This is a genomic window from Flavobacterium sp. (genome assembly GCF_031409475.1).
Classification (GTDB): domain Bacteria; phylum Bacteroidota; class Bacteroidia; order Flavobacteriales; family Flavobacteriaceae; genus Flavobacterium.
In genome coordinates this window covers 120,401-143,946 of sequence record NZ_JANNXH010000062.1, presented here as the reverse complement: position 1 = coordinate 143,946, position 23,546 = coordinate 120,401, and the positions used below count along the sequence as shown (strand labels likewise).

Genomic DNA, 23,546 nt, shown 5'->3' with positions numbered 1-23,546 from the left:
AAAAGGATTTTCACTTCCATCCTTCACGCAAAAAACATTAAATTAAAAGATAAACCTTGTGAACTTTGCGAAAAACTTTGTGAACTTTGCGGTTAAAATTATACTTTTGCCAAAACAATTCAACTACATAATGAAGAATACAATTATTGCCCCTTCAGTTCTAGCCGCTGATTTTGCCAATTTGCAACGAGACATCGAAATGATTAACAATAGTGAAGCCGATTGGTTTCATATTGACATTATGGATGGTGTTTTTGTTCCCAATATTTCGTTTGGCATGCCCGTTTTGGCAGCGATTACAAAACACGCCAAGAAAACAATCGACGTACATTTGATGATCGTTGATCCTGATAGATACATTAAAACTTTTGCTGATTTAGGAAGTAATATCCTTACGGTTCATTATGAAGCTTGTCCACATCTTCACAGAACCTTGCAAGCCATTAAAACCGAAGGCATGAAAGCTGGAGTTGCCATAAATCCACATACGAGTATCGATTTATTAGAAGATGTCATCAATGATATTGATATGGTTTGCATAATGAGTGTAAATCCAGGTTTTGGAGGGCAATCATTTATTGAAAACACGTATTCAAAAGTTAGAAAATTGAAAGATTTAATCAAACTTAAAGGAGCCAATACCATTATCGAAATTGATGGTGGCGTAACGAGTAAAAATGCCAAACAATTAGTAGAAGCTGGCGCTGATGTTCTCGTTGCTGGAAACTTTGTTTTCAAAGCAGAAAATCCAACTAAAACTATTGCTGATTTAAAGAAGTTGACTGCTTTATAAAGGTTTAATAAATAGCTTAGAAACAAAAAATCCAAAGACAAAATCTTTGGATTTTTTTTGACCTAATACGATTCACTAATAAATTATTTCTTAATAAAATTCTTAACGACTGTTCCCTGATTTGTAAATATTTTCATCAAATAGGTTCCAGTTGGAAGAAAGTCAACTGAAAACTCCTTTTCTTTAAAAAACTTAATTGATTGACCTAAACTATTATATATTTCTATTCCGTTTAATTCTAATGATTCAGGAATTTTTAAAAACACTTTTGAGAAAACTGGATTTGGATACAAAATAATTTCAGAAGAAAGCTTATTTGCATCAATTGAAAGACTATTTCCTAGCTTCTGACGATTTGATTTAATTGCTGAAACTCCTTTTATTTTGCCTGCAACATTTGTCGAACAAGAGTTAACATCAATAGCAACATAATATTCGTATTTGTTACTAGTTATATTGGCTGTTTGATCATTATAAGCATAATCAGTTGAAGGTATTGAACCAATAAGTTCAAAGAGGCCTAAATTTGTTTTTCTATAAATATTATAAGTTCCGTAAGAAATCCCTTCATAAGGTGTCCAACTTAAACTTACTGAATTATTTATGGCAACAGTACTTTGCAATAAAATTGTTTTATGAAATCCCGAATTTGAGGAAGCATTTCCACAGTTATCAACTAATCGTACTTTGTATCTATATGACTTTGAAGTATTGTCTGAATTCAAATCTAAAAATGAATTTTCAGATGCAGTAATGGTTCCAATAGAAGTATAATAATTTGAAATATTTGTTTCTCTTAAAATTTCATAAAAGCCGACATTGTATGCACCTTGGTTATTAATGTAAACCCTGTTTTTTAATACTTCCGCTTCGTCACTTGAAACAAAACATACATTTATGTTCTGGAATTGAGGTAATAATGTTATAATAATGTTTTGGGAGTAATTAAAATAATCATCGGTAATGTTGATAGTATAGGTTCCCGCTGATAAATTAGTTAAATTGGGACTGTTTTTTTCTGCAGTTTGAATAAGTCCTCCATTAGATGCTGTCCAAAAATACTTTACTATTCCTGAAGTATTAGTCACAGTATTTATCGAAATACTTCCAGAACAATATAAATTTACAGCACTGTAGGTAATAGCAATCTCATTTAGATTAACTATACTTATCGCAAATGTTTTTTCAAAAGTATTTCCAGCATTATCTCTTACTTGAAGTCTAATAGAATAAGATGATTTCGTTTCGAAATCAAAAGGCACAACATTTTGAAGTTGATTCCCATTTACAATGACAAAGTTTGCATTATTAGTATCTCCATTTCCAGAAACGAATTGAAACGTATGAGTATCTATAATATTTATATCTATTACTGAAAGATTTCCAATAACTTTATTATTTAAATTTTCAGGTACTGAATTTGCGGAGAGAATAATATCCGTAGGTGTGCTATTGACAATAACAGTGAAAGTTCTAACTATAATATCAATTCCGCCATCTAAAACGCCTCCATTATCATGAACAGTAACAGTTATGATAGCTGATCCAGATTCATCTGAAACTGGGGTAAATTGTAAAATCCCAGTTGTTGTGTTTGAAGAATAAATCACAGCCGGATTTGGAATCAAGTCCTTATTATTACTAGTTGCCGTAATTGTTATATTTTGTGAAGCAGATATGTCGCCATCACTTATTCCAGATAAGTTAACCGTTTGTTGAGATACATTTTGATTAACATAAATATCACTAATTTGATTTAAAGTAGGTGATTTGTTGGTAGGTAAACCCAATGCACTTTCAAAAGGACCTACATCAGGATTCGATCCATAAGGATTTGGCCTGGAATTTCCTAGAATATCATTGACAACTCCAATTGAGGAAAATCCATAACCAATAGCTGGTGAGTAATTGGTCAATGAAAAATTTTCATTGACATAATCCGTAAATTTTATTGCTTCAACATTGGGAACTTTAACATAAGTCCCTACGTAATTATCGTTGTTGACTGAGGTAATTAAAACTTTATTAAAACTATACTTTATTCTATCATCCTGAAATATTGGGCTCAATAAAATAATAGAATTATTAAAAACCCCTGTATAATAACTATTTGTCCCACTAAATATAGGATAGCGAGTATTTAAAAACAAAGAATTATTAATAACAATGTTGTTATCAATACAGTCCATTCCATAAAAACAATAAGAATTATTTTTAAATATCGAGTTATATACTTCGACATTAATACCTCTGTAGAAATATACTGGCGCACTATTGTCATTAAAAAAACACCTATCGATTATAATTTTACTCATCCCAAAACTTGCCGCAATACCACCGTTTGTACCGTCATCATTTGCACAGTCGATTGTGAAGCCTTTAACAAGAATATTAGAGTTGCAATTTATGATGTATGTTCCATTACTATATTTGGGAATTAAAAGAGATGTATTTTTATATCCATTAACCGATAGCAAATCAATTTATTTATTTATTTGTAATTTTTCTTGAAAAATTCCATCACCTACTAAAACAGTTTCTCCACTTGCAGATAAATCAATCGCAGATTGAATTAGCAACAAAGGCGATGTTGATGAACCAAACCCGTTAGGTGTTCCTGATTTTTCAACATGCCATACTCCAAGTGGAGTACCAGAAACATCTGTGCTATAATCGGTTTCTGAGTCATCCGCTTTTACCGCTGTTATACGATAATAATACCTAATTCCATTGTTCAAGAATAAATCAATATACGAAACAGTAGTTGTTGTAGCCAATAAACTAGTTGGACTAGGGTTAAGTCCTCTATATATTTTATAATTTTTTATGCCTATAATCGTGCTTGCATCCCAAGACAATTTTACTTTTCTAGGAGCCGCATCTATGGCTATATTAGTTTGCGAATTCACAATCAACACTGACATAAAAAATAAAAGTAGAAATAAATATTTTTTCATGATTAATTCTTTAAACGTAAATGCATAATATTAATAATGATTTTTAGTGAAATAAATTTTACTTTTTCGGAATAAATATAATCTTTTAATTAGCAATTTTCGTGTTAAAATTAAACTTTATCAAAAAAAATAACTCCAATAAAAAAAGCTAGAATTTATCTAGCTTTTTTTGTGACCGCGACAGGGTTCGAACCTGTAACCCTCAGAGTCGAAATCTGATATTCTATCCAGTTGAACTACGCAGCCAATATGATTTTAGATTGCTGATTAACGAATTTAGATTTTAGATTTAAAAACGGTAATCAACAATCAAATATTTTATGTCAATAGTTTCTTGACTAGTGTTGAAATTGTTTTTCCTTCGGCGGTTCCGCCTAATTGAGCCGCAGCTAATCCCATTACTTTTCCCATAGCGGCAATTCCTGTTGCGCCAGTTTCGGCAATGATTTTTGCTATTACTGCTTCTACTTCGGATTCACTTAATTGCGCTGGGAGGAATTTTTCGATTACAGCAATTTGTGCCAATTCTGGTTCCGCTAAATCCAACCTGTTTTGTTCCGTGAAAATCTTGGCGCTGTCCTTACGGGTTTTTACTAATTTTTGGAGTAATTTGATTTCGTCTGCTGCAGAGATTTCTTCTTTTGATCCTGTTGCTGTTTGTGCCAGTAGAATCTCAGATTTTATAGCTCGCAATGCTTCTAGTGCTACAGTATCTTTGGCTCTCATGGCGGTTTTTATTTCCTCCATGATTTGTATTGATAAACTCATTATAGATTTTTGATTTTAAATTAACGATTTATGATTTTCGATTTGCGTTAGACCTGAAAACTGAATACTTGTCTGCCGACAGGCAGGCTGCAAACTGATTACTTTTTTTATTGCCCCAGATGGAAGTGGAAAGCTTTTTGTGAGAAAATGTATTTTTTCCTGAACTTAAAAAGCGACCAAAGGAAGCTCTTTTAGGTTCTTGGAAAAAAGCATTTTCGAAAAAAACTTGCAACGAACAGCTGGATTAAGGCCCGACAAATTTAAAGAATTTTAATGGAAATTGCAATAGTTTACTTTACTCTAGTCTTGGTAAAAAAAACCCGAAAATTGAATTCAATTTTCGGGTTTAGTAACTTTGGTTTGAATTAGTTAATCTACGTTATCATGCAAATAGGAATTGTTAGATCGCAACTGTAGATCATCGTTGCTGTCTGTTCCTACTGATATTCTTGAATTTGTATTATTTGTTTGAGTGTTTGTAAGATCTATTCCTGATCTTTTATAGGCTGGCTCTCTTTCGAGTTCATCAATTTTAGAGATATTATTATGAAATTTATAATTGAAGTCTTTAAGTTTTTTACGTCTTTCGTCGGCTCTGAACTTCAATGTATCTTGAATTGTCATTTCGATTGGAGAAATATTTTCGAATTCTGATGTTGTATTTGTGGCCAAATCTACTTGTTTCATAGTAATATTCAACTCTTCTGGAATTAGTTCCTCAACTGCTTTTACCTCTGGTTTTGAATCTAAAAAATTATTTTCGATTTCCATATACTCTTCTAAAGAATATTTGATAACGCCATTATCCGAAAGTTCTGTTACGGGTACAAATTGAACCGGTTCGTTAACATTTATATTACGGGTTTCTTCTGTAAGGTCAAATACAACTTTAGTTTCTTGTTCTTCAACAACTGGAATTGATTTAAAAAGAGGCAAATCAAAAGAGAAAGTTGCTTGCTCTTGTTTTTCAAAAACTTTTGCTTCCACCACTTTTATGTCTCTAACTTTTGGTGATGAAACTACAAAATCAATATCTTTTATTGGAGAAACAATTTCAAAAGTTACGTCTAAATTTTTAATAAATTCAGACATAACCATAAGTTCTTCTGAATTGATTATTACTTGTTCTGGTTCAGCATCGGTATCTTCTAATAATTCGAAAACGATTCTTTCCTCAGTATTTGATGCGGTTAATTCGCTATTATAATTAAAGGTATCAACTGTTTTTTTTGTTAAATCATAAACATTTTTCTGTTCGTCTTCGAGTGTATGAATTATCTTTTTGGGTTCTGTGTTTACAATTTCGTTTTGTTGTTCAACGTCAAATCCTGTGGCAATTATAGTAACTGATATTGCGTTGTCGAGAGTTTCATCTTCTCCAACACCCATAATTATATTTGCATTATGCCCTGCTTCTGATTGAATAAAATCATTTATTTCACCTATTTCATCAATAGTAATTTCGTCAGAACCAGAAACGATAAGCAACAATACGTTTTTGGCACCTGTTATTTTATTATCATTTAACAATGGGGAATCTAATGCAGCCATGATGGCTTCTTTAGCTCTATTATCACCGGACGCAACTGAAGAACCCATTATGGCTGTTCCGCTGTTTGACAATACGGTTTTAGCATCTTTCAAATCGATGTTTTGAGTATAGTGATGTGTAATCACTTCGGCAATTCCTCTTGAGGCAGTTGCTAAAACTTCATCTGCTTTTGAAAATCCTGCTTTGAAACCAAGGTTGCCGTATACTTCTCTTAATTTATTATTATTGATAACAATTAATGAGTCTACTTGTTTGCGCAATTTATTGATTCCTATAAGTGCTTGTTCTTGACGCACTTTTCCTTCAAACAAGAAAGGTAATGTTACAATTCCTACGGTTAGAATATCACGCTCTTTGGCAAGTTGTGCAATTACTGGCGCAGCACCAGTTCCTGTTCCTCCACCCATTCCTGCAGTGATAAATACCATCTTGGTATTGCTGTCAAGCATTTTTTCAATATCGGCAATACTTTCTATCGCAGATTGTTGGCCTATATCAGGGTTTGCTCCAGCTCCAAGTCCTTCGGTTAAGTTTACACCTAACTGAATTTTATTGGGCACTGAACTGTTTTCAAGTGCTTGAGAATCGGTGTTACAAACTATAAAGTCTACGCCTTTTATACCTTGTTTAAACATGTGGTTTATGGCGTTACTTCCGCCACCACCTACTCCAATTACTTTTATAACATTAGATTGGTTTTTAGGTAAATCGAATGAAATACTTCCAAATTCTGAGTTGCTCATCATTTTATTTGGTTTTTGATATTTTTATTTATTTTAATTTTCTGCTTCTGTTTTGTATGCTTTATTCTGCGTTGTCTAAGAAATCTTTAATTTTATCTACATATCTGTCAAAAAAGGATCTTCGTATTTTGGTTTCTGTAGATTCTTCGTTGTTACTATTGTTTTGAGCTTCGACTTCCGTTTCCGGTTCCACCATTTCTGGGGCTTTATAAACGGGTACTTTGATTGCTGTAAGCATACTTACTTGGTCTATTTTAATAGCACTTTGCGAATTATTTTCGATGCTATTCATTACTAAACCTACTGCTGTAGCATATAAAGGACTTGATATTTCTTCGTCAGAATTTCCTGCTAAATGTTCGTTAGGATATCCTATTCTCGTATCCATTCCGGTGATGTATTCAACTAATTGTTTTACGTGTTTTAATTGAGCTCCACCACCTGTAAGTACTATTCCAGCAATTAATTTTCTGCGTGGATCTTCGTGTCCATACTCTTTTATTTCGGTGAAAACTTGCTCAATAATTTCAACAACACGTGCATGAATTATTTTTGATAAATTCTTTAACGAAATTTCTTTTGGCTCTCTTCCTCTCAATCCAGGAATAGAAACTATTTCGTTGTCTTTATTTTCTCCTGGCCATGCTGAACCAAATTTTACTTTCAATAATTCTGCTTGTTTTTCTATAATAGAACAGCCTTCCTTTATATCATCGGTAATGACGTTTCCTCCAAAAGGAATAACGGCAGTGTGTCGAATAATTCCATCTTTAAAAATGGCTAAATCTGTTGTTCCGCCACCAATATCAATCAATGCAACTCCAGCTTCTTTTTCTTCTTGACTCAAAACTGCATCAGATGATGCTAGTGGTTCTAGTGTCAATCCGGATAATTCTATTCCAGAACTTTGAATGCATCTGCCTACATTTCGAATTGATGATGCTTGTCCTACAACGACATGAAAACTGGATTCTAATCTTCCGCCATACATACCTATTGGTTCCTTGATGTCTGATTGTCCATCGATTTTAAATTCTTGTGGCAAAACATGAATTATTTCTTCACCCGGAAGCATTGCTAATTTATTAACCTGATCTATCAAAAGTTGTATGTCGTTTCCACCAATTACTTCCTCGGCATTGCTTCTAATGATGTAATCACTGTGTTGAATACTGCGAATGTGTTGTCCTGCAATACCTACAACTACATCTTTAATTTTATATCCAGACTTTGTTTCTGCTTCGAGTACTGCTTGTTGAATGGATTGTATGGTTTGTGTAATATTATTTACAACACCTCTTGCCACACCTAAACTTTTGGATTTACCAACACCTAGTATTTCCAGTTTTCCATACTCATTTTTCTTGCCTATCATGGCAACAATTTTTGTTGTGCCTATGTCAAGACCTACCGCAATATTCTCTTTTTCCATTATCTATTATTTAGTACACACCACTTGTTGTGAAAACCTGAGGTCAATTATTTTATATTTGTATAGCGAACTATCTAAAACTGCTTTTTGAAAAAAAGCTTTGTAATTTTTAAATTTATGCTCTAGGTTCATTATTCTTCCAAAATCGATTTGATAATTGAAATTTCTATTGAACATTAACAAGCTTCCATTTGGCATAATTTGAGCGCCAATGATGTTTTTTTTCAAAAACGCATCGTCATAGATTATGCGAAATAAATCGGCTAAATCTTCTTTATTTTTTTTATTAATTTCCCCCGAAACAAGTGGAACTCTAGCTGTAAAATTATCCGATAATGGCATTGTATTTCCTTCATAATCAATATAAAAAGAGTGCCCATTATTAAAAACTCTAGCTATAGGAGTTTTTTGTTTTACTACTGCTTTTAGAATGCCATCAATGCTAACAAACACATCCGATTTCTCAATCATTTCATGTCCGTTCAACGACTTTTCCAATTTATTCAAATCTAATTTATCTTTACCTATACTTTGTGGGTCTTGATTATTTTCTATTAACAATTTATTAACCGTTTCCTGATTGATAAATGGGTCAATATTTCCTACAAAAATAACTGTTGATTTCGCGACTTTTCTTTGACTATTTCGATTTGAAGTAAAGGAAAAAAGGAAAACTACCAATGAAAACATTAGTACAAGTCGAATATTTGGCCAATTAAATAGTTTCATTTAATGCTTTTTTAATGAATTGTACCTGCTCTCCAATATCTCCTGCTCCAATGGTAACAATCACGGATGCTTTACTTTGCAATATTGAAGGAATTAACTCCTGTTTTGAAACTAATTTTTTATTATTATGCTTCATTTTGTTTAATAACCATTGTGAGGTTATTCCTTCCATTGGTAATTCACGTGCTGGATAAATATCTAATAAAATTACTTCATCAAAAGCGGAAAGACTTTTGGCAAAATCATCGGCAAAATCTTTGGTTCTACTGAACAAATGCGGCTGAAAAATAGCCAGCACTTTCTGGTTTGGATATAATTCTCGTACTGCTTGATTAACTGCATCTATTTCGGTTGGATGGTGTGCATAATCATCAATATAAATCAGATTGTCTGTTTTAATTTGGTATGAAAATCTGCGTTTTATTCCTTTGAATGAATGCAAAGCACTAGCAATGTCTCCGTTTGGGATGCCGAAAGTTTTTGCCATCGCCAGTGCCATTAAAGCATTCATTAAATTATGTTTTCCTGGTAAACTAAATTCTAAATTTTTTATTGTTTCTAAAGGTGTTTTTACATCAAAAACATAGTGGCTGTTTACAATTCTGATATTAAAAGCGGAGAAAAAAGCTTCTTCGTTTACGGCACAAGTAACGCCTTGAATTGGCAAATCTCGGGTTATGAAAAGTTTGGTTTTGTCCTCTACCTTATCTGCAAATTCCACAAACGAAGCTTCAATTGCAGCACTGTCTCCATAAATATCTAAATGATCCGCATCCATTGAGGTTACACATGCAATATTTGGATGCAAATGAAGGAAGGAACGATCGAATTCATCTGCTTCGACTACGGTAATTGTTTTACCATTTCCGATCAAATTCGAATTGTAATTTTCGACAATTCCGCCAATAAAAGCCGTAACATCAGCGCCACTTTCGTAAAGAATATGTCCTAGAATACTTGATGTTGTTGTCTTTCCGTGAGTTCCAGCAACTGCGAAACAAAAAGTGTCTTTTGTGATAATTCCTAATACTTCGGCTCTTTTCTTTACTACATAATCACGTTCTAAGAAATAATTCCATTCAGAATGTTGCATTGGAACTGCTGGTGTAATAATTACCAATGTGTTTTCTATGTAATAATCAGCTGGAATTAAATCAATTTTGTCCTCAAAATGAATCGCAATATCTAATTGTTTTAGCTCTCGAGTAAGTTCAGTTTGAGTTTTATCATAACCCGATACATTCTTGCCAATGGCTTTGAAATAACGTGCCAAAGCACTCATCCCAATTCCTCCGATTCCTATAAAATAGACGTTATGTATTTGATTTAGATTCATTTTATCAATTAAAAATTACGAATTAAAAATGAATGAAGATATATATTTTGAGATTTCTGATAGTGGTGACTCTATTCGAATTTGTATAATTGATGTAGAAAATTCCCAAGCCGAAATAGAGTGCGATACATATTGGTTAAAATCAAAAATTATTGCAAAAGCGGGTTGCTTTTCAGGAAATTTCAATGCTCATTTAGAGAAATATGATTTTTAAGATTTTTTGATACAGTTAAAATTACTTTATAATAAATTAGATGGTAGCGCAGTATTTAATACAATTGAAAATCAAGTAAATATAAATATAGTTGGCGATGGAGTCGGTCATTTGACTGCTAAGTGTGAACTTATGGATTTTGCAGGAAATGGTAACGTTTTACTATTTACAATAAATTTCGACCAATCTCATTTACCGAAAATAATAAATCAACTTGAAATAATTACAAATAGGTATCCATTAGTAAAACATTCAAATTAAATATAAATTTTTAATTTTTAATTAAAGAAACGATTTCGTCAACTATTTGTTTTGTTGCGTTTGGCAAAGCCAATGATTTTATATTCTCACTTAATTCTTTTTGCAAATTTTGGTTTACAATTAAATCCGAAAAAACGGTTGTAAAATTTTCATCTAATTCGTTTTCTTTTAAAAGAATTGCGCCTTTTTTATCGACTATAGATTTTGCGTTTTTGGTTTGATGGTCTTCGGATACATTGGGCGATGGAATAAAAATCACAGGCTTTCCTACAATACAAAGCTCCGAAACCGATGATGCTCCAGCTCTTGAAATCACAAAATCTGCTGCTGCATAAACCAAATCCATCTTTTCGATAAAAGCAAGAACAGTTATAAGTTGTGAGTTATGAGTTATGAGTTTGTCCGAATTGTATTTTTTATAATCTTCGAAATATAATTTTCCGCATTGCCATATTACCTGAACTTCTTGCGAAACAATATTATTTAATTCCTTTTCGATTAATTGGTTTACTCTTCTTGCGCCAAGGCTTCCGCCAAGAACCAAGAGTGTTTTTTTATTGGCGTCTAAATTGAAATACTGAAGTGCTTCTGCCCTTTTGCTTTCGATATCTATTAAATCTTGACGCACTGGATTTCCTGTCAAAATAATTTTCTCTTTTGGAAAAAAACGCTCTAGATTTTCGTATGCTACACAAATTTTATTTGCCTTTTTACTTAATAATTTATTAGTAATTCCCGGAAAAGAATTTTGCTCCTGAATCAACGTTGGAATATGCATCATATTCGCCATTTGTAATAATGGGCCAGACGCAAAACCACCCGTTCCAATAACTACATTGGGCTTAAATTGTTTTATTATCGATCGAGATTTCCATAAACTATCCAATAATTTTATTGGAAATAATGCGTTTTGAAAAGTTAATTTTCGTTGTAAACCAGCAATCCAAAGTCCTTTGATTTTGTACCCTGATTGTGGCACTTTTTGCATTTCCATTTTATCTTTGGCACCCACAAATAGAAACTCTGCATCAGGAAAACGAGATTTTAATTCATTTGCAATAGCAACTGCAGGATAGATATGTCCACCTGTTCCGCCACCACTTAATATGAATTTGTATTTTGTCATTTTTCTAAATTGTAATTTGTAAACTGAAAAGCGATTTCTACTAATTGCTTACTTATTCAAAACTGCTTTCATTGGATTTGTATTAGTTTCTCTTATAGAATAATTTTTTTCGTCTAAATATTCTGGAACTAATTCTTCTGATTCATCCTCTTCGAGTAATTGTTTGTCAATTATTTTCTGGAGTGCCGCTTCTCTTCTGGCTTTGTCTTTGTTTTCGAGTGCAATTTCATCCTCTTTTTTAGTGACATTTATTATGATTCCGAGTGCAATACAAGTCATCCAAATGGAACTTCCTCCACTACTTATTAACGGTAAAGTTTGTCCTGTTACAGGCAATAATTCTACAGCTACTGCCATATTAATCATGGCTTGAAAAATCATGGGAAATCCAAGCCCAACAACCAGTAATTTTCCAAACAATGAATTTGCTTTATGTGCCGCAACTATGAATCTAAAAAATAATAATAGATATAAAAACAACACTCCAAAACCACCTATTAATCCCCATTCTTCGACAATAATGGCATAGATAAAATCTGATGATGACTGCGGTAAGAAATGTTTTTGCACACTTTTTCCTGGTCCTAAACCATAAACTCCGCCAGTAGCGATTGCTATTTTTGCTTTTTCTATTTGATAATCGTCTTCGCCTGGTTTATCGCTTGTAAAATTTTCTATCCTAGAAATCCAAGTGTCAACCCGGTTTGGGAATGCATCTGGAAAAGCTTTTGCCAACAAAACAAATAATAATAATGACGCTATTCCTGCGCCAACTATGAAACCAATATATTTTAATGGATATTTTCCAATAAAAGTTAGCATTAATACCATTGAAAATAGTAATGCTGCTGTAGATAAGTTTGAAGGTAAAATAAAAATTAATGTAATGAAAACGGGCAGCCAAAGTTCGATTAATGAGGCTTGAAAAGTGATTTCTTCCTCTCGTTTTTTAGACAAATATCTAGCAACAAATAGCATAAGAACTATTGACGCCACTGTCGAAGTTTGAAATGTAATTCCAATGAATGGCACTTGAATCCATCTGCTGGCATTAGCTCCAGCGATAACAGTTCCTTTTATCATTGTATAAGCTAACAAAATCCAAACTATAGGTAAAGCAATTTTAGAAATTCCTCTGTAATAATGAAATGGCACTTTATGAACCCAATAAATTATTACAAAACCAATAAAAATATGAGCCAAATGCTTGAGTAAATAACTAATCGTATTTCCCGTTCCATGGTTCATGTATGCCAAATTACTACTTGCGCTAAAAACAGGCATAAACGAAAACAGCGCTAATAAAGCCACGAATGACCATATTACTTTATCTCCTTTTAAGTTGTTTATTAGTTCTTTCATTTATTAAGTTATGTGTTATAGGTTTTGGGTTATGGGTTTTAGTCGTAAGACCTAACACCTTTAACCTAGTGCCAATTTATTTACAGATTCCTAACCGCTTGTTTGAATTGATTTCCTCTGTCTTCGTAATTTTCGAATAAATCGAAACTCGCACAAGCTGGTGATAATAAAACGGTGTCTCCTTTTTCGGTCAATCGCTGCGCCATTTTTACTGCATCATCCATGCTATTGACTTCGATCATTATATCGACTACATTGCCAAAAACATCAATAATTTTTTTATTATCTACGCCAAGACAGATGATCGCTTTTACCTTTTCACGAACCATAGACATCAATTCCTGGTAATCATTTCCCTTGTCAACACCACCAACAATCCAAACTGTTGGAGTAATCATGCTGTCTAGTGCAAAAAAAGTAGCGTTGACATTAGTCGCTTTTGAATCGTTAATGTATTGCACATTTTGGATTTTCAACACTTTCTCGAGGCGGTGTTCCACTCCTTGAAAATTGGATAAACTCTCTCGAATTGTAGCATTTCTAATTTTCATTAATTTTGCTACAGAAGTTGCTGCCATTGCATTTTTCATATTGTGTTTTCCTTCAAGTGCAATGTATTCTGTCTCCATGATGAATTCTTCTTCGTTGATGATGTTTATTTCCATTTTTTTGTTTTTTATAAATGCTCCCTTTTCAAATGTTTTTGTTAATGAAAAAGGAATTAATTGGGCTTTTGTTTTATTGTTTTTGAACCATTCTACGATTGCTTCATCATCTGCATCATAAATGAGAAAATCATCTTCGGTTTGGTTATTTGTTATTCTAAATTTTGAGGCAATGTAATTTTCATATTTGTAATCGTAACGGTCTAAATGATCTGGACTTATATTGGTAATAATAGCAATGTGTGGTTTGTAATCTATGATTCCATCTAATTGAAAACTGCTTAATTCCAGTACATACGAATCGTATTTATCATCTGCAACTTGCCAAGCAAAACTCTTTCCGATATTTCCTCCCAATCCTACATTCAATCCCGCTGATCGTAGCAAATGATAGGTCAACATTGTTGTTGTTGTCTTGCCATTACTACCCGTTATTCCAATCGTGATTGCCGTTGTAAATGGTGCTGCAAATTCTATTTCTGAAATTACAGGGATTCCTTTTTCGACCAGTTTTATTACTATTGCGGATTTTTTTTCAGGAATTCCAGGACTTTTCATGACTACATCGGCATTCAAAATCAATTCCTCTGTGTGGGTTTCTTCTTCCCAAGCAATACCATTATCTATAAGAACATTTTTGTAATTTTCTTTTATTTTTCCAAAATCGGACACAAATACATCATATCCTTTTTTCTTACCAAGAATTGCTGTACCTACACCACTTTCGCCACCACCTAAAACTACTAATCTCATATCTTCTAATTAAAAATTGAGAATTAAAAATTAAAAATTTCGAAGAGTGATTAACTGAATTTGAGAAATTCATATTCCTCGTTTACAATTTTAATTCTCAATTTTTAATTTTTAATTTATTTATATTTTCCCTTTTAAGGTTATTATGATTTTTGCTAAAATTTTACAAATTTCCTCAGCTTCAACAAAAACACTTTTAAATTCAGTAATTGTAATATAATCGGTTTCTTTTAATAGTTTCAACCAATAAATCGTTTCTCTTGCTTCTTTATATGAAAGCTCTAGTTTGAATAAAAACTCTTTATCAGAACGCCCACCTATTGATTCTTCTATGTTTGCACCGATTGAGGTTCCACATCTTAAAATTTGCTTACTCAAAACAAATTCCTTTTTTTTTGCTGTTAAATGTTTGTATAAATTAATTATCCTTATTGCGAAAAGAAATGATTTTTGTTGAATAATATTTTCTTTCATTTTCGAAAATTTTTAATTTTTAATTCTCAATTTTTAATTGATTATCGCAGTTTTAAAGTCACGATTGACAATATGGCGAGCATTATAGACACAATCCAAAATCGGGTTACAATTTTACTTTCGTGATAGCCTTTCTTTTGATAATGATGATGCAAAGGCGCCATCAAGAAAATTCTTTTGCCTTCGCCAAAACGTTTTTTGGTATATTTAAAATACGCTACTTGCAAAACCACTGAAAAAGTTTCGGCAAAAAATATTCCGCAAAATAAAATAATGAGCATTTCTTTTCGAACCGCAATTGCCAGAACCGCAATGATTCCCCCAATTGTTAAACTGCCTGTGTCGCCCATAAAAACAGATGCTGGATAAGAATTGTACCAAAGAAATCCTATTAACGATCCAACAAATGCGGCTATAAAAACAGTCATTTCTCCCGAATGAGGTATATACATTATGTTCAAATAATTAGAGAAAATAATATTACCCGATACGAAAGTGAAAATACCCAACGCCAAGACAGAAACCGCCGATGTTCCTGCGGCCAATCCATCAATTCCATCGGTCAAGTTTGCACCATTTGAAACTGCAGTAATAATAAAAATAACTATAGGTATAAATATTAACCAAGCCCATTTTTCGTAACCTTCGCCTGTCCAAGCTAATAATTCTGCGTAATCAAATTCATTATTTTTAAAAAATGGAATTGTAGTTGCGGTTGATTTTTCTTCAAATGGGGTTTGAGAAGTTACATTCTCTGTAGTAGTTTTAAAAACATCACTATTGCCAATATCAGTTCTTATGGTAACACCTGGATGAAAATAGAGAACCGAGCCAACAATTAATCCTAATCCTACTTGCCCAAAAACTTTGAATATTCCTTTTAATCCTTGTTTGTCTTTTTTGAAAATTTTAATATAATCGTCTATAAATCCGATAGTTCCCATCCACAAAGTGGCCACTATTAATAGCACAATGTAAATATTATGTAGTTTTGCAAAAAGCAGAACTGGTATTAGAGTTGCAAAAATGATTATCAAACCTCCCATGGTAGGAGTTCCAGCTTTTTCTTTTTGGCCTTCTAAACCAAGTTCACGAACTGTTTCCCCGATTTGTTGTTTGCGTAAAAAACCAACTACTCGTTTTCCATAAATGGTGGACAAAAGCAAGGATAACATTAATGCCAATGCCGATCTAAATGTGATGTATTGAAAAACTCCCGTTCCCGGCACATCCATTATTTTGTCTAAATATTCAAATAAGTAGTAGAGCATATTTTAGATTTTAGATTTTAGATTTTAGATTTTAGATTTTAGATTTACGTTGAAATCAAAAATTCTAAATTCTAAATCGGTTATTTGTTTAATTGATCTAACAGTTCTTTTACGATTTCCATATCATCAAAATCATGACGAACACCTTGAATTTCTTGATAGGTTTCGTGCCCTTTTCCGGCTATTAATATAATGTCATTGGGTTGGGCAAGTTGACAAGCGGTTTTTATTGCTTGTTTTCGGTCTGTTATTGATAATGATTTTTTATAATTTTGAGCTTCAACTCCTTGCTCCATTTCATTGATAATTGTCTCCGGGTTTTCATTACGAGGATTATCCGAAGTCAATATTGCTTTATCACTTAATTCAGTAGCAATGCTTGCCATTATTGGTCTTTTAGTTTTATCTCTATTGCCACCACAACCTACAATGGTAATTAATTGTTCGTTTTTAGATCGGATATCGTTAATGGTTTTTAGCACATTTTCTAATGCATCCGGTGTGTGTGCATAATCTACAATTGCCGTAATATTAGTTTTGGAAACTATAAATTGGAATCGTCCTGAAACACTTTCTAAATTTGACAATAACCTGAGCACGTCGAGGCTTTCCATACCTAATTGAACTGCCGTTCCGTAAATTGCCAATAAATTATAAGCATTGAAAGTACCAATAAGTTTTACCCAAACATCGTTTCCGTTAATTTTGAGTAATAAACCCGATAATTGATTTTCGAGTATTTGAGCTTTATAATCAGCGTATGATTTTAGCGCATAGGTACATTTTTTAGCAGCCGTATTTTGTAGCATTACTTGCCCGTTCTTGTCATCAATATTTGACAACGCAAAAGCAGTTTTTGGTAAATTATCGAAAAATGATTTTTTTACATCGCGATATTCTGCAAAAGTGGGATGATAATCTAAGTGATCGTGGGATAAATTTGTGAAAATACCACCTGCAAAATGCAATGCTTCGGTGCGTTTTTGATGAATTCCGTGCGAACTTACTTCCATAAAACAGTATTCTACTCCAGCATCATTCATTTCATTTATATAATGATTTATTGTAATAGAATCGGGAGTTGTATGTGTGGCTTTGTACTCGATATCGTCAACCATTATTTTGACTGTTGAAAGAAGTCCTACTTTATAACCTGCTTTTTTGAATAATTGATACAATAAAGAAGCAACGGTAGTTTTGCCATTAGTTCCTGTAATACCCACTAATTTCAAGTTTTGAGAAGGGTTCCCAAAATAATTTGCAGCCATAAAAGCCATTGCTTTATTGGTGTCTTTTACTTGAATGTATGTAATTCCTGGAATCGTGTTTTCTGGAATTGAATCACAAATAATAGCAACTGCCCCAAGATTAATCGCTTTTTCGATATAATCATGACCATTAGAAACTGAGCCACGAATGGCTACAAAAACGTCATTTGCCACAATGTTTCTGGAATCAAAATCCAATTTATTGATAGCAATATCCGTTGAACCTTTTACGGCTTCAATAGCTACTTTGTATATTATTTCTTTTAAAATAATCACGTTAATTCGAGTATAATGGTTGTGTTTTTACCTAATAATTCTCCTGCTTGAATGGATTGTGTTTTTACTTTTCCGTTCCCAATTATTTTTACTTTTACTCCAAGATTTCCAAATAAGGCTACGGCATCCATTGCAGACATTCCTCTTACATTTGGCACCACCGATTTTTGTTGTTTTTGAGATTTGACAAAATAAGTATCGTAATCCTGTTCTTGTTTTTGTATTTTTCGGTTTACATTTTTAATTTCATTTGTCGATGGTGCATCGGTAAAAATCTTTTGAGCTATACGTTTGAAAACAGGTCCAGCTACATCAGCACCATAATAATTATTATTTGCTGTGCTGGGTTTATGAACTACTACGATGCAAGAATATTTAGGATTATCCGCTGGAAAATAGCCCACAAATGAGGAAGCATAATATTTTGCAGAACCTCCATCTTTAGCATAATTTACTTGTGCAGTTCCGGTTTTTCCTGCCATTGAAAAGTCTTTGGAATAAAGCTTATTCCCTGTTCCTTTTTTGACTGCATTGAGTAAAACGGCTTTTAATTTTAATAAAGTTTCTTGTGAGCAAACCTTTGGATTAATAATTTCTTTATCGAATTTTTTGATGGTTTTATTCCATTCTTTAATTTCAGAAACAAACTGTGGTTTAACCATTTCGCCATTATTTGCAACAGAATTATAAAAAGTTAAAGTTTGTAATGGCGTTATAGAAACACCATAACCAAAAGCCATCCATGGGAGCGAAATATTAGACCAATTTTTATCACTAGGTTGTGGCACAAATGGTTTTCCTTCTCCTTTTATTGGTAATCCTAAACATTTATTAAGACCATAACTATTGATGCGATTTACAAATTTTGACGGATCATTTTTGTAGTTATTATAAACCGCTTGAACCATAACGGTATTTGATGAAACCTCGAATCCACGTGCCAAAGATATTTTTCCGTAACCTCCTTTATGAGAATCTCTTACGTGTTTTCCTGAATACATAATATCACCACCTCGTGAATCAAAAACAGTACTGGTATCGACTTTTTTATCTTCAAGAAGCGTCATTAAATCTACTAATTTGTATGTTGAACCTGGCTCATGCGACTCAGCGATTGCATAATTTGTAGTTTCATAGTAAGAACCGTCATGATCTCTTCCTAAATTAGAAATTGCTTTTATTTTACCAGAATTGGTTTCCATGACAACGACGCAACCATGATCTGCTTCATACAATTCGAGTTGTTTTAACAAAGCATGATGTGCAATATCTTGGATGAAAACATCAATTGTCGATATTACATCATATCCATCTTGGGGATCAACTTCGTTAACATCACGTATGGGTTTCCATTGTCCTTTAGCAATTTTTTGCTTTACTATTTTACCATCTTTGCCATTTAGATATTTTCTAAAAGCCCATTCGATCCCTTTGCCATCAAGAGTTCCATTAGGATTTGTTCTTTCATAGCCAATTGTTCTTTCGGCGATTTTGCCTATTGGATGTTCCCTTACCGTTTCTTGCTCAATGATAATTCCACCTTTATATGTGCCTAAATTAAATAGTGGAAATCCTTTGATTTTTATAAAATCGGTATAACTCAAATCTCGTGCGACAAGATAATATCTGTTCTTGTTGGCTCTGGCTTTTCTAAATTCGTTCAAGTAAAAATAACTTGGCTTTCCTAAAACTAATGCTAACGAATCTGACAATAATTTTACATTTTTATCAAAAGCTTCATTTTTAGGCGCAACTGCATCAAATCGAATTTCATAATTTGGGATAGATGTTGCTAGAAGGCTTCCGTCTGCGGAATAAATATTTCCTTTATTGGCGGGAATAACAAAATTTTTAACGGTTCTTTCTTTGGCTAATTTTCTGTAATAATCGCCTTCAACCCACTGGATATTTGTTAATTTGACGGCAACAGCTATTGCCATCATAAAGATGAAGAAAGCAACCAGAAAAATTCTGTAGGATGTTTGTTTATCTTCTATTGCCATATTTTTTTTAAAAAACTTTTTTCTACTACTTTTTTAACTTTTATTTTTGTTGGAGGAACTGTTGATGGAAAAATTTGTTTTTCTACCATTTTATCAGAAACAGTCGATTCCATTTTTAGTTTCATTAATTCTGAACGTCTGTCTACAAACTCCGAGCGTAATTCTTTAACCTGGTTTGTTAGATCCGTAATTTTAAATACTTTTTGTTCGTAACGTTGTGTATTTGCAATCATTATAATTGCTAAAACAATAAGAAATACAATGAATCGCCAGTTTTTTATGGCATCATCTTCTATAAGAAACCTTGCTTTTAAAATACTGTAAACTCCTTTTTTCATTTATTCTCAAAAATTATATTTTTTCGGCTATCCTCAATTTTGCACTTCGTGCTCTATTATTGATTTTTATTTCGGCACTATCTGGCACAATTAATTTACCAATAGTTTTAAATGGAACCGAGAAGTTTCCGTAAAAATCTCTCTCGGGTTCTCCTTCAAACATTCCGTTTTTGATAAATCTTTTCACCAATCGGTCTTCTAATGAATGATAGGATATGACACTTAATCTTCCGGAAGGATTTAATATATCTAATGATTGCTCGATAAATTCTTTCAAGACATCCATTTCGTGATTCACTTCAATTCTAATGGCTTGATAGATTTGGGCTAATACTTTATTGCGAACTCTTTCGGGTAAATATTTTGCCAAAACTTCCTTTAACTCATCGGTTGTTTTTATTGGGTTAAGCTGTCTAGCTTCTACAATTGTTCTTGCTAAAACTGGTGCATTTTTTAATTCTCCGTAGTCCAAAAAAACTCTTTTCAAATTTGCATCATCATATTCATTGACAACTCGATAGGCATTCAAATCATTTTTCTGACTCATTCTCATATCCAACTCTGCATCAAAACGAGTTGAGAATCCTCTTTCTGGCACATCAAATTGATGGGAAGAAACTCCTAAATCTGCCAAAATTCCATCGACACTTTTCACTCCATAAAAACGTAAAAACCTTTTTATAAATCTAAAATTTTCATTGATGAGTGTAAATCTTTCATCAAGCAAAGCATTAGACAATGCATCTTCATCTTGATCAAAAGCGAATAATTTACCGTTTGGACCGAGTCTGCTCAAAATTTCTTTTGAATGTCCGCCACCACCAAAGGTTACGTCAACATAGATTCCGTTTGGATTAATATTTAAACCATCTACTGATGCTTGAAGCAAAACTGGATTATGATATTCCATTGTCTCCATCATTTATATTTCCCATTACATCTTCGGCTAAGTCCGCAAAATCTACATCTTGTCCATCAATAGATTTTTCGTATAAATTTTTATCCCAAATTTCTACAATATTAACAGCAGATGAGAATACAACATCTTTTGAAATACTAGCAAAAACAACTAAATCTTTAGGAACTAATAATCTTCCAAGCGCATCAATTTCTACCACTTTTACACCTGCAGTAAACCGGCGAATAAAGTCATTATTTTTCTTTACAAATCGATTGAGTTTATTGATTTTTTGCATCATTAAATTCCATTCTTCCATGGGATATAATTCCAAACAAGATTGAAAAACAGAACGCTTCAAAACAAAGCCGTTTTGAAGTGATGTAGCCAATTGCTTTTTTAAAGGTGCCGGCAATAAGAGCCTTCCTTTAGCATCGACTTTACATTCATATGTTCCAACTATTGTATTCAAGTAAAATTATTTAATGGTACAAAGCAAAAATATAAAAATTATTACCACAATTTACCACAAAATACCACTTTGTTAATAAGTTTTACCACTTTTGATTTATTACCTCTAATTTAAGGACAGTCAAATTGTTAGCACTACTTATAAATAAAACAAAAAGCCCTAAAATATTTTAAAACAATACTTACATTTTAGACCATGTAAGATTAAAAATTAAGAATAATTACAAGAACATATTTTAAAAAAATTGTTCTAAAAAAACACTGTTTTTAAGTCTTTATTAAATTTATGGAAATAAATAAAAAAATATTTTTCAAAAATTCATTTCTATTTTAATAATCTTATATTTGTGAAAATTGAAAACAAGCTATCAAATAGATGGAAAAAAACTATAAAAAAGAAGGTAGATATTCCTTTGTTGAAATCGGAGAAGGAACTCCAATGGTGGTACTTCATGGTTTGATGGGAGGATTAAGTAATTTTGATGGTGTCGCCGAATATTTTTCTACAAGAGGATACAAAGTAATTATACCCGATTTACCCATTTATACTCAAAACATATTAAAAACTAATGTGAAAAGTTTTGCGAAATATGTTAAGGATTTTATTACTTTCAAAGGGTACGATAGGGTTATTTTATTAGGAAATTCTTTGGGCGGTCACATTGCATTATATCACACTAAAATGTACCCAGAAAAAGTAGCAGGTCTTGTAATTACAGGAAGTTCAGGTCTTTACGAAAGCGCTATGGGAGATAGTTATCCTAAAAGAGGCGATTATGAATATATAAAAAGTAAAGCTGAAGATGTTTTTTACGACCCAAAAATTGCCACTAAAGAACTTATTGACGAGGTTTATGCGTCTGTAAATGATAGAATTAAATTGATTAAAACTCTGACAATTGCTAAAAGTGCTATTCGACATAACATGGCTAAAGATTTGCCTAAAATGCATGTTCAAACCTGTATTATTTGGGGAAAGAATGACAAAGTTACTCCTCCATCAGTAGCCGAAGAATTTTATAAATTATTACCTAATTCGACTTTATATTGGATAGATAAATGTGGTCATGCTGCTATGATGGAACATCCAGATGAGTTTAATCGTTTGTTAGATGAATGGTTGACAAAAACACATTTTGTACCTCATTAATACTATTTAGACAAATAAAATCATGAAAATAAATACAGCCGAATTTATTATCAGTAACTCTGATGTGGCTAAATGTCCGCAAGATTTTTTGCCAGAATATGCTTTTATCGGAAGGTCAAATGTGGGAAAATCGTCTCTAATTAACATGCTGACCAATCATAAAAATTTAGCAAAAACTTCAGGAAGACCAGGGAAAACTCAATTGATAAATCATTTTAAAATTAACAACAATTGGTTTCTAGTCGATTTACCCGGTTATGGATATGCAAAAGTTTCAAAGAAAACCAAGTCTGTTTTTCAACAATTTATTACGGATTATTTTGAGACCAGAGAACAACTCGTTTGCGCTTTTGTTTTAATTGATATTCGCCATGAAGCACAAGCAATAGACATTGAATTCATGTCGTATATGGGTGAAAGTGAAATACCCTTTTGTATCATTTTTACGAAAGCGGACAAGATTAGTAAGGTAAAAATTGATTCTCACATTGCAGCTTACAAAAAGAAAATGTTTGCTAATAATTGGGCCGAAATGCCTCACTATTTTGTAACTTCTGCTACAGAAGCCACTGGAAAAGAAACTGTTTTAGATTATATTGACGAAGTAAATCAAGAGGTTTTTAAAAACAATAATCAGTTTTAGTAACTTTATTTTATTTGTATGAAAAATTCCAAAACTAAAATTTAGTCTTGGAATTTTCTGTTT

Annotated in this window: 21 protein-coding genes and 1 tRNA gene; 4 read left to right on the top strand and 18 right to left on the bottom strand. The window is 32.5% G+C overall.

All coding sequences use genetic code 11. From position 1 onward, the window contains the following. The first annotated feature begins 130 nt into the window (after positions 1-130). The gene (gene rpe / locus RMO53_RS11480) at positions 131-793 is read left to right on the top strand and encodes a ribulose-phosphate 3-epimerase (protein WP_310380782.1); all 663 of its coding nucleotides are present in this window, start codon (positions 131-133) and stop codon (positions 791-793) included. A gap of 83 nt (positions 794-876) precedes the next feature. On the opposite strand, the gene RMO53_RS11475 is transcribed toward rpe, so the two are convergent. The 8 genes from RMO53_RS11475 to murC form a co-directional block, all read right to left on the bottom strand. Then, positions 877-3,270 carry a T9SS type A sorting domain-containing protein gene (locus RMO53_RS11475; RefSeq protein ID WP_310380780.1) on the bottom strand — a complete coding sequence of 798 codons (2,394 nt, stop codon included), beginning with the start codon at positions 3,268-3,270 and terminating at the stop codon, positions 877-879. 6 nt (positions 3,271-3,276) lie between these two features. After that, complete coding sequence (locus RMO53_RS11470) at positions 3,277-3,750, bottom strand: hypothetical protein (protein ID WP_310380778.1); 474 nt, start codon at positions 3,748-3,750, stop codon at positions 3,277-3,279. A 172-nt stretch (positions 3,751-3,922) separates the two neighbouring features. Then, positions 3,923-3,996: transfer RNA gene (locus tag RMO53_RS11465), tRNA-Arg, on the bottom strand. Between the two features lie 72 nt (positions 3,997-4,068). Further along, positions 4,069-4,518 (bottom strand): GatB/YqeY domain-containing protein, encoded by a 450-nt coding sequence (locus RMO53_RS11460; protein ID WP_310380775.1) that lies wholly within the window; start codon positions 4,516-4,518, stop codon positions 4,069-4,071. A gap of 369 nt (positions 4,519-4,887) precedes the next feature. Then, positions 4,888-6,816 (bottom strand): cell division protein FtsZ, encoded by a 1,929-nt coding sequence (gene ftsZ, locus RMO53_RS11455; RefSeq protein ID WP_310380773.1) that lies wholly within the window; start codon positions 6,814-6,816, stop codon positions 4,888-4,890. Between the two features lie 58 nt (positions 6,817-6,874). Further along, complete coding sequence (ftsA, locus tag RMO53_RS11450; RefSeq protein ID WP_310380771.1) at positions 6,875-8,245, bottom strand: cell division protein FtsA; 1,371 nt, start codon at positions 8,243-8,245, stop codon at positions 6,875-6,877. A 6-nt stretch (positions 8,246-8,251) separates the two neighbouring features. Continuing rightward, positions 8,252-8,974: a cell division protein FtsQ gene (locus RMO53_RS11445; protein ID WP_310380769.1), complete on the bottom strand. Its 723-nt coding sequence runs from the start codon at positions 8,972-8,974 to the stop codon at positions 8,252-8,254. Continuing rightward, positions 8,961-10,310, bottom strand: coding sequence for a UDP-N-acetylmuramate--L-alanine ligase (gene murC / locus RMO53_RS11440; RefSeq protein WP_310380767.1), 1,350 nt, complete (start codon positions 10,308-10,310; stop codon positions 8,961-8,963). The genes RMO53_RS11445 and murC overlap by 14 nt, the downstream gene beginning before the upstream one ends. A gap of 28 nt (positions 10,311-10,338) precedes the next feature. Here murC and RMO53_RS11435 point away from each other — a divergent pair, with 28 nt between their 5' ends. Further along, entirely contained in the window at positions 10,339-10,524 is a 186-nt protein-coding gene (locus RMO53_RS11435) for a hypothetical protein (protein ID WP_310380764.1), read from the top strand. Positions 10,525-10,795: 271 nt separating this feature from the next. Here RMO53_RS11435 and murG read toward each other — a convergent pair whose 3' ends face one another. The 10 genes from murG to mraZ all read right to left on the bottom strand — a co-directional run bounded on the left by murG (position 10,796) and on the right by mraZ (position 21,691). Beyond that, complete coding sequence (gene murG / locus RMO53_RS11430; RefSeq protein WP_310380761.1) at positions 10,796-11,911, bottom strand: undecaprenyldiphospho-muramoylpentapeptide beta-N-acetylglucosaminyltransferase; 1,116 nt, start codon at positions 11,909-11,911, stop codon at positions 10,796-10,798. A 48-nt stretch (positions 11,912-11,959) separates the two neighbouring features. Beyond that, positions 11,960-13,273, bottom strand: a complete 1,314-nt coding sequence (locus RMO53_RS11425) for an FtsW/RodA/SpoVE family cell cycle protein (RefSeq protein ID WP_310380757.1) — start codon at positions 13,271-13,273, stop codon at positions 11,960-11,962. 80 nt (positions 13,274-13,353) lie between these two features. Beyond that, positions 13,354-14,691 carry a UDP-N-acetylmuramoyl-L-alanine--D-glutamate ligase gene (gene murD / locus RMO53_RS11420; protein ID WP_310380755.1) on the bottom strand — a complete coding sequence of 446 codons (1,338 nt, stop codon included), beginning with the start codon at positions 14,689-14,691 and terminating at the stop codon, positions 13,354-13,356. A gap of 120 nt (positions 14,692-14,811) precedes the next feature. Then, a complete protein-coding gene (locus tag RMO53_RS11415; protein ID WP_310380752.1) occupies positions 14,812-15,165 on the bottom strand; it encodes a four helix bundle protein in 354 nt (117 codons plus the stop codon). Positions 15,166-15,206: 41 nt separating this feature from the next. Continuing rightward, positions 15,207-16,436 (bottom strand): phospho-N-acetylmuramoyl-pentapeptide-transferase, encoded by a 1,230-nt coding sequence (gene mraY / locus RMO53_RS11410; RefSeq protein ID WP_310380749.1) that lies wholly within the window; start codon positions 16,434-16,436, stop codon positions 15,207-15,209. Between the two features lie 80 nt (positions 16,437-16,516). Then, positions 16,517-17,980: a UDP-N-acetylmuramoyl-L-alanyl-D-glutamate--2,6-diaminopimelate ligase gene (locus tag RMO53_RS11405; protein WP_310380745.1), complete on the bottom strand. Its 1,464-nt coding sequence runs from the start codon at positions 17,978-17,980 to the stop codon at positions 16,517-16,519. After that, positions 17,977-19,983 (bottom strand): penicillin-binding protein, encoded by a 2,007-nt coding sequence (locus tag RMO53_RS11400; RefSeq protein WP_310380742.1) that lies wholly within the window; start codon positions 19,981-19,983, stop codon positions 17,977-17,979. The genes RMO53_RS11405 and RMO53_RS11400 overlap by 4 nt, the downstream gene beginning before the upstream one ends. Then, entirely contained in the window at positions 19,974-20,321 is a 348-nt protein-coding gene (locus tag RMO53_RS11395) for an FtsL-like putative cell division protein (protein ID WP_310380740.1), read from the bottom strand. Before RMO53_RS11395 ends, RMO53_RS11400 begins: the two co-directional genes overlap by 10 nt. Positions 20,322-20,334: 13 nt before the next feature. After that, entirely contained in the window at positions 20,335-21,243 is a 909-nt protein-coding gene (rsmH, locus tag RMO53_RS11390; RefSeq protein ID WP_310380737.1) for a 16S rRNA (cytosine(1402)-N(4))-methyltransferase RsmH, read from the bottom strand. Further along, complete coding sequence (mraZ, locus tag RMO53_RS11385) at positions 21,218-21,691, bottom strand: division/cell wall cluster transcriptional repressor MraZ (RefSeq protein WP_310380735.1); 474 nt, start codon at positions 21,689-21,691, stop codon at positions 21,218-21,220. Before mraZ ends, rsmH begins: the two co-directional genes overlap by 26 nt. A gap of 375 nt (positions 21,692-22,066) precedes the next feature. Here mraZ and RMO53_RS11380 point away from each other — a divergent pair, with 375 nt between their 5' ends. Both RMO53_RS11380 and yihA read left to right on the top strand, forming a co-directional pair. Next, entirely contained in the window at positions 22,067-22,840 is a 774-nt protein-coding gene (locus tag RMO53_RS11380) for an alpha/beta hydrolase (protein WP_310380732.1), read from the top strand. A gap of 22 nt (positions 22,841-22,862) precedes the next feature. Continuing rightward, a complete protein-coding gene (gene yihA / locus RMO53_RS11375) occupies positions 22,863-23,483 on the top strand; it encodes a ribosome biogenesis GTP-binding protein YihA/YsxC (RefSeq protein ID WP_310380727.1) in 621 nt (206 codons plus the stop codon). Positions 23,484-23,546 lie beyond the last annotated feature (63 nt).

Bases quoted from the DNA above. Each gene is read 5' to 3' on its own strand.
- rpe (WP_310380782.1), top strand. From the start codon at position 131: ATGAAGAATACAATTATTGCCCCTTCAGTTCTAGCCGCTGATTTTGCC.
- RMO53_RS11470 (WP_310380778.1), bottom strand. From the start codon at position 3,750: ATGAAAAAATATTTATTTCTACTTTTATTTTTTATGTCAGTGTTGATT.
- RMO53_RS11460 (WP_310380775.1), bottom strand. From the start codon at position 4,518: ATGAGTTTATCAATACAAATCATGGAGGAAATAAAAACCGCCATGAGA.
- ftsZ (WP_310380773.1), bottom strand. From the start codon at position 6,816: ATGATGAGCAACTCAGAATTTGGAAGTATTTCATTCGATTTACCTAAA.
- ftsA (WP_310380771.1), bottom strand. From the start codon at position 8,245: ATGGAAAAAGAGAATATTGCGGTAGGTCTTGACATAGGCACAACAAAA.
- RMO53_RS11445 (WP_310380769.1), bottom strand. From the start codon at position 8,974: ATGAAACTATTTAATTGGCCAAATATTCGACTTGTACTAATGTTTTCA.
- murC (WP_310380767.1), bottom strand. From the start codon at position 10,310: ATGAATCTAAATCAAATACATAACGTCTATTTTATAGGAATCGGAGGA.
- RMO53_RS11435 (WP_310380764.1), top strand. From the start codon at position 10,339: ATGAATGAAGATATATATTTTGAGATTTCTGATAGTGGTGACTCTATT.
- murG (WP_310380761.1), bottom strand. From the start codon at position 11,911: ATGACAAAATACAAATTCATATTAAGTGGTGGCGGAACAGGTGGACAT.
- RMO53_RS11425 (WP_310380757.1), bottom strand. From the start codon at position 13,273: ATGAAAGAACTAATAAACAACTTAAAAGGAGATAAAGTAATATGGTCA.
- murD (WP_310380755.1), bottom strand. From the start codon at position 14,691: ATGAGATTAGTAGTTTTAGGTGGTGGCGAAAGTGGTGTAGGTACAGCA.
- RMO53_RS11415 (WP_310380752.1), bottom strand. From the start codon at position 15,165: ATGAAAGAAAATATTATTCAACAAAAATCATTTCTTTTCGCAATAAGG.
- mraY (WP_310380749.1), bottom strand. From the start codon at position 16,436: ATGCTCTACTACTTATTTGAATATTTAGACAAAATAATGGATGTGCCG.
- RMO53_RS11400 (WP_310380742.1), bottom strand. From the start codon at position 19,983: ATGGCAATAGAAGATAAACAAACATCCTACAGAATTTTTCTGGTTGCT.
- RMO53_RS11395 (WP_310380740.1), bottom strand. From the start codon at position 20,321: ATGAAAAAAGGAGTTTACAGTATTTTAAAAGCAAGGTTTCTTATAGAA.
- rsmH (WP_310380737.1), bottom strand. From the start codon at position 21,243: ATGATGGAGACAATGGAATATCATAATCCAGTTTTGCTTCAAGCATCA.
- RMO53_RS11380 (WP_310380732.1), top strand. From the start codon at position 22,067: ATGGAAAAAAACTATAAAAAAGAAGGTAGATATTCCTTTGTTGAAATC.
- yihA (WP_310380727.1), top strand. From the start codon at position 22,863: ATGAAAATAAATACAGCCGAATTTATTATCAGTAACTCTGATGTGGCT.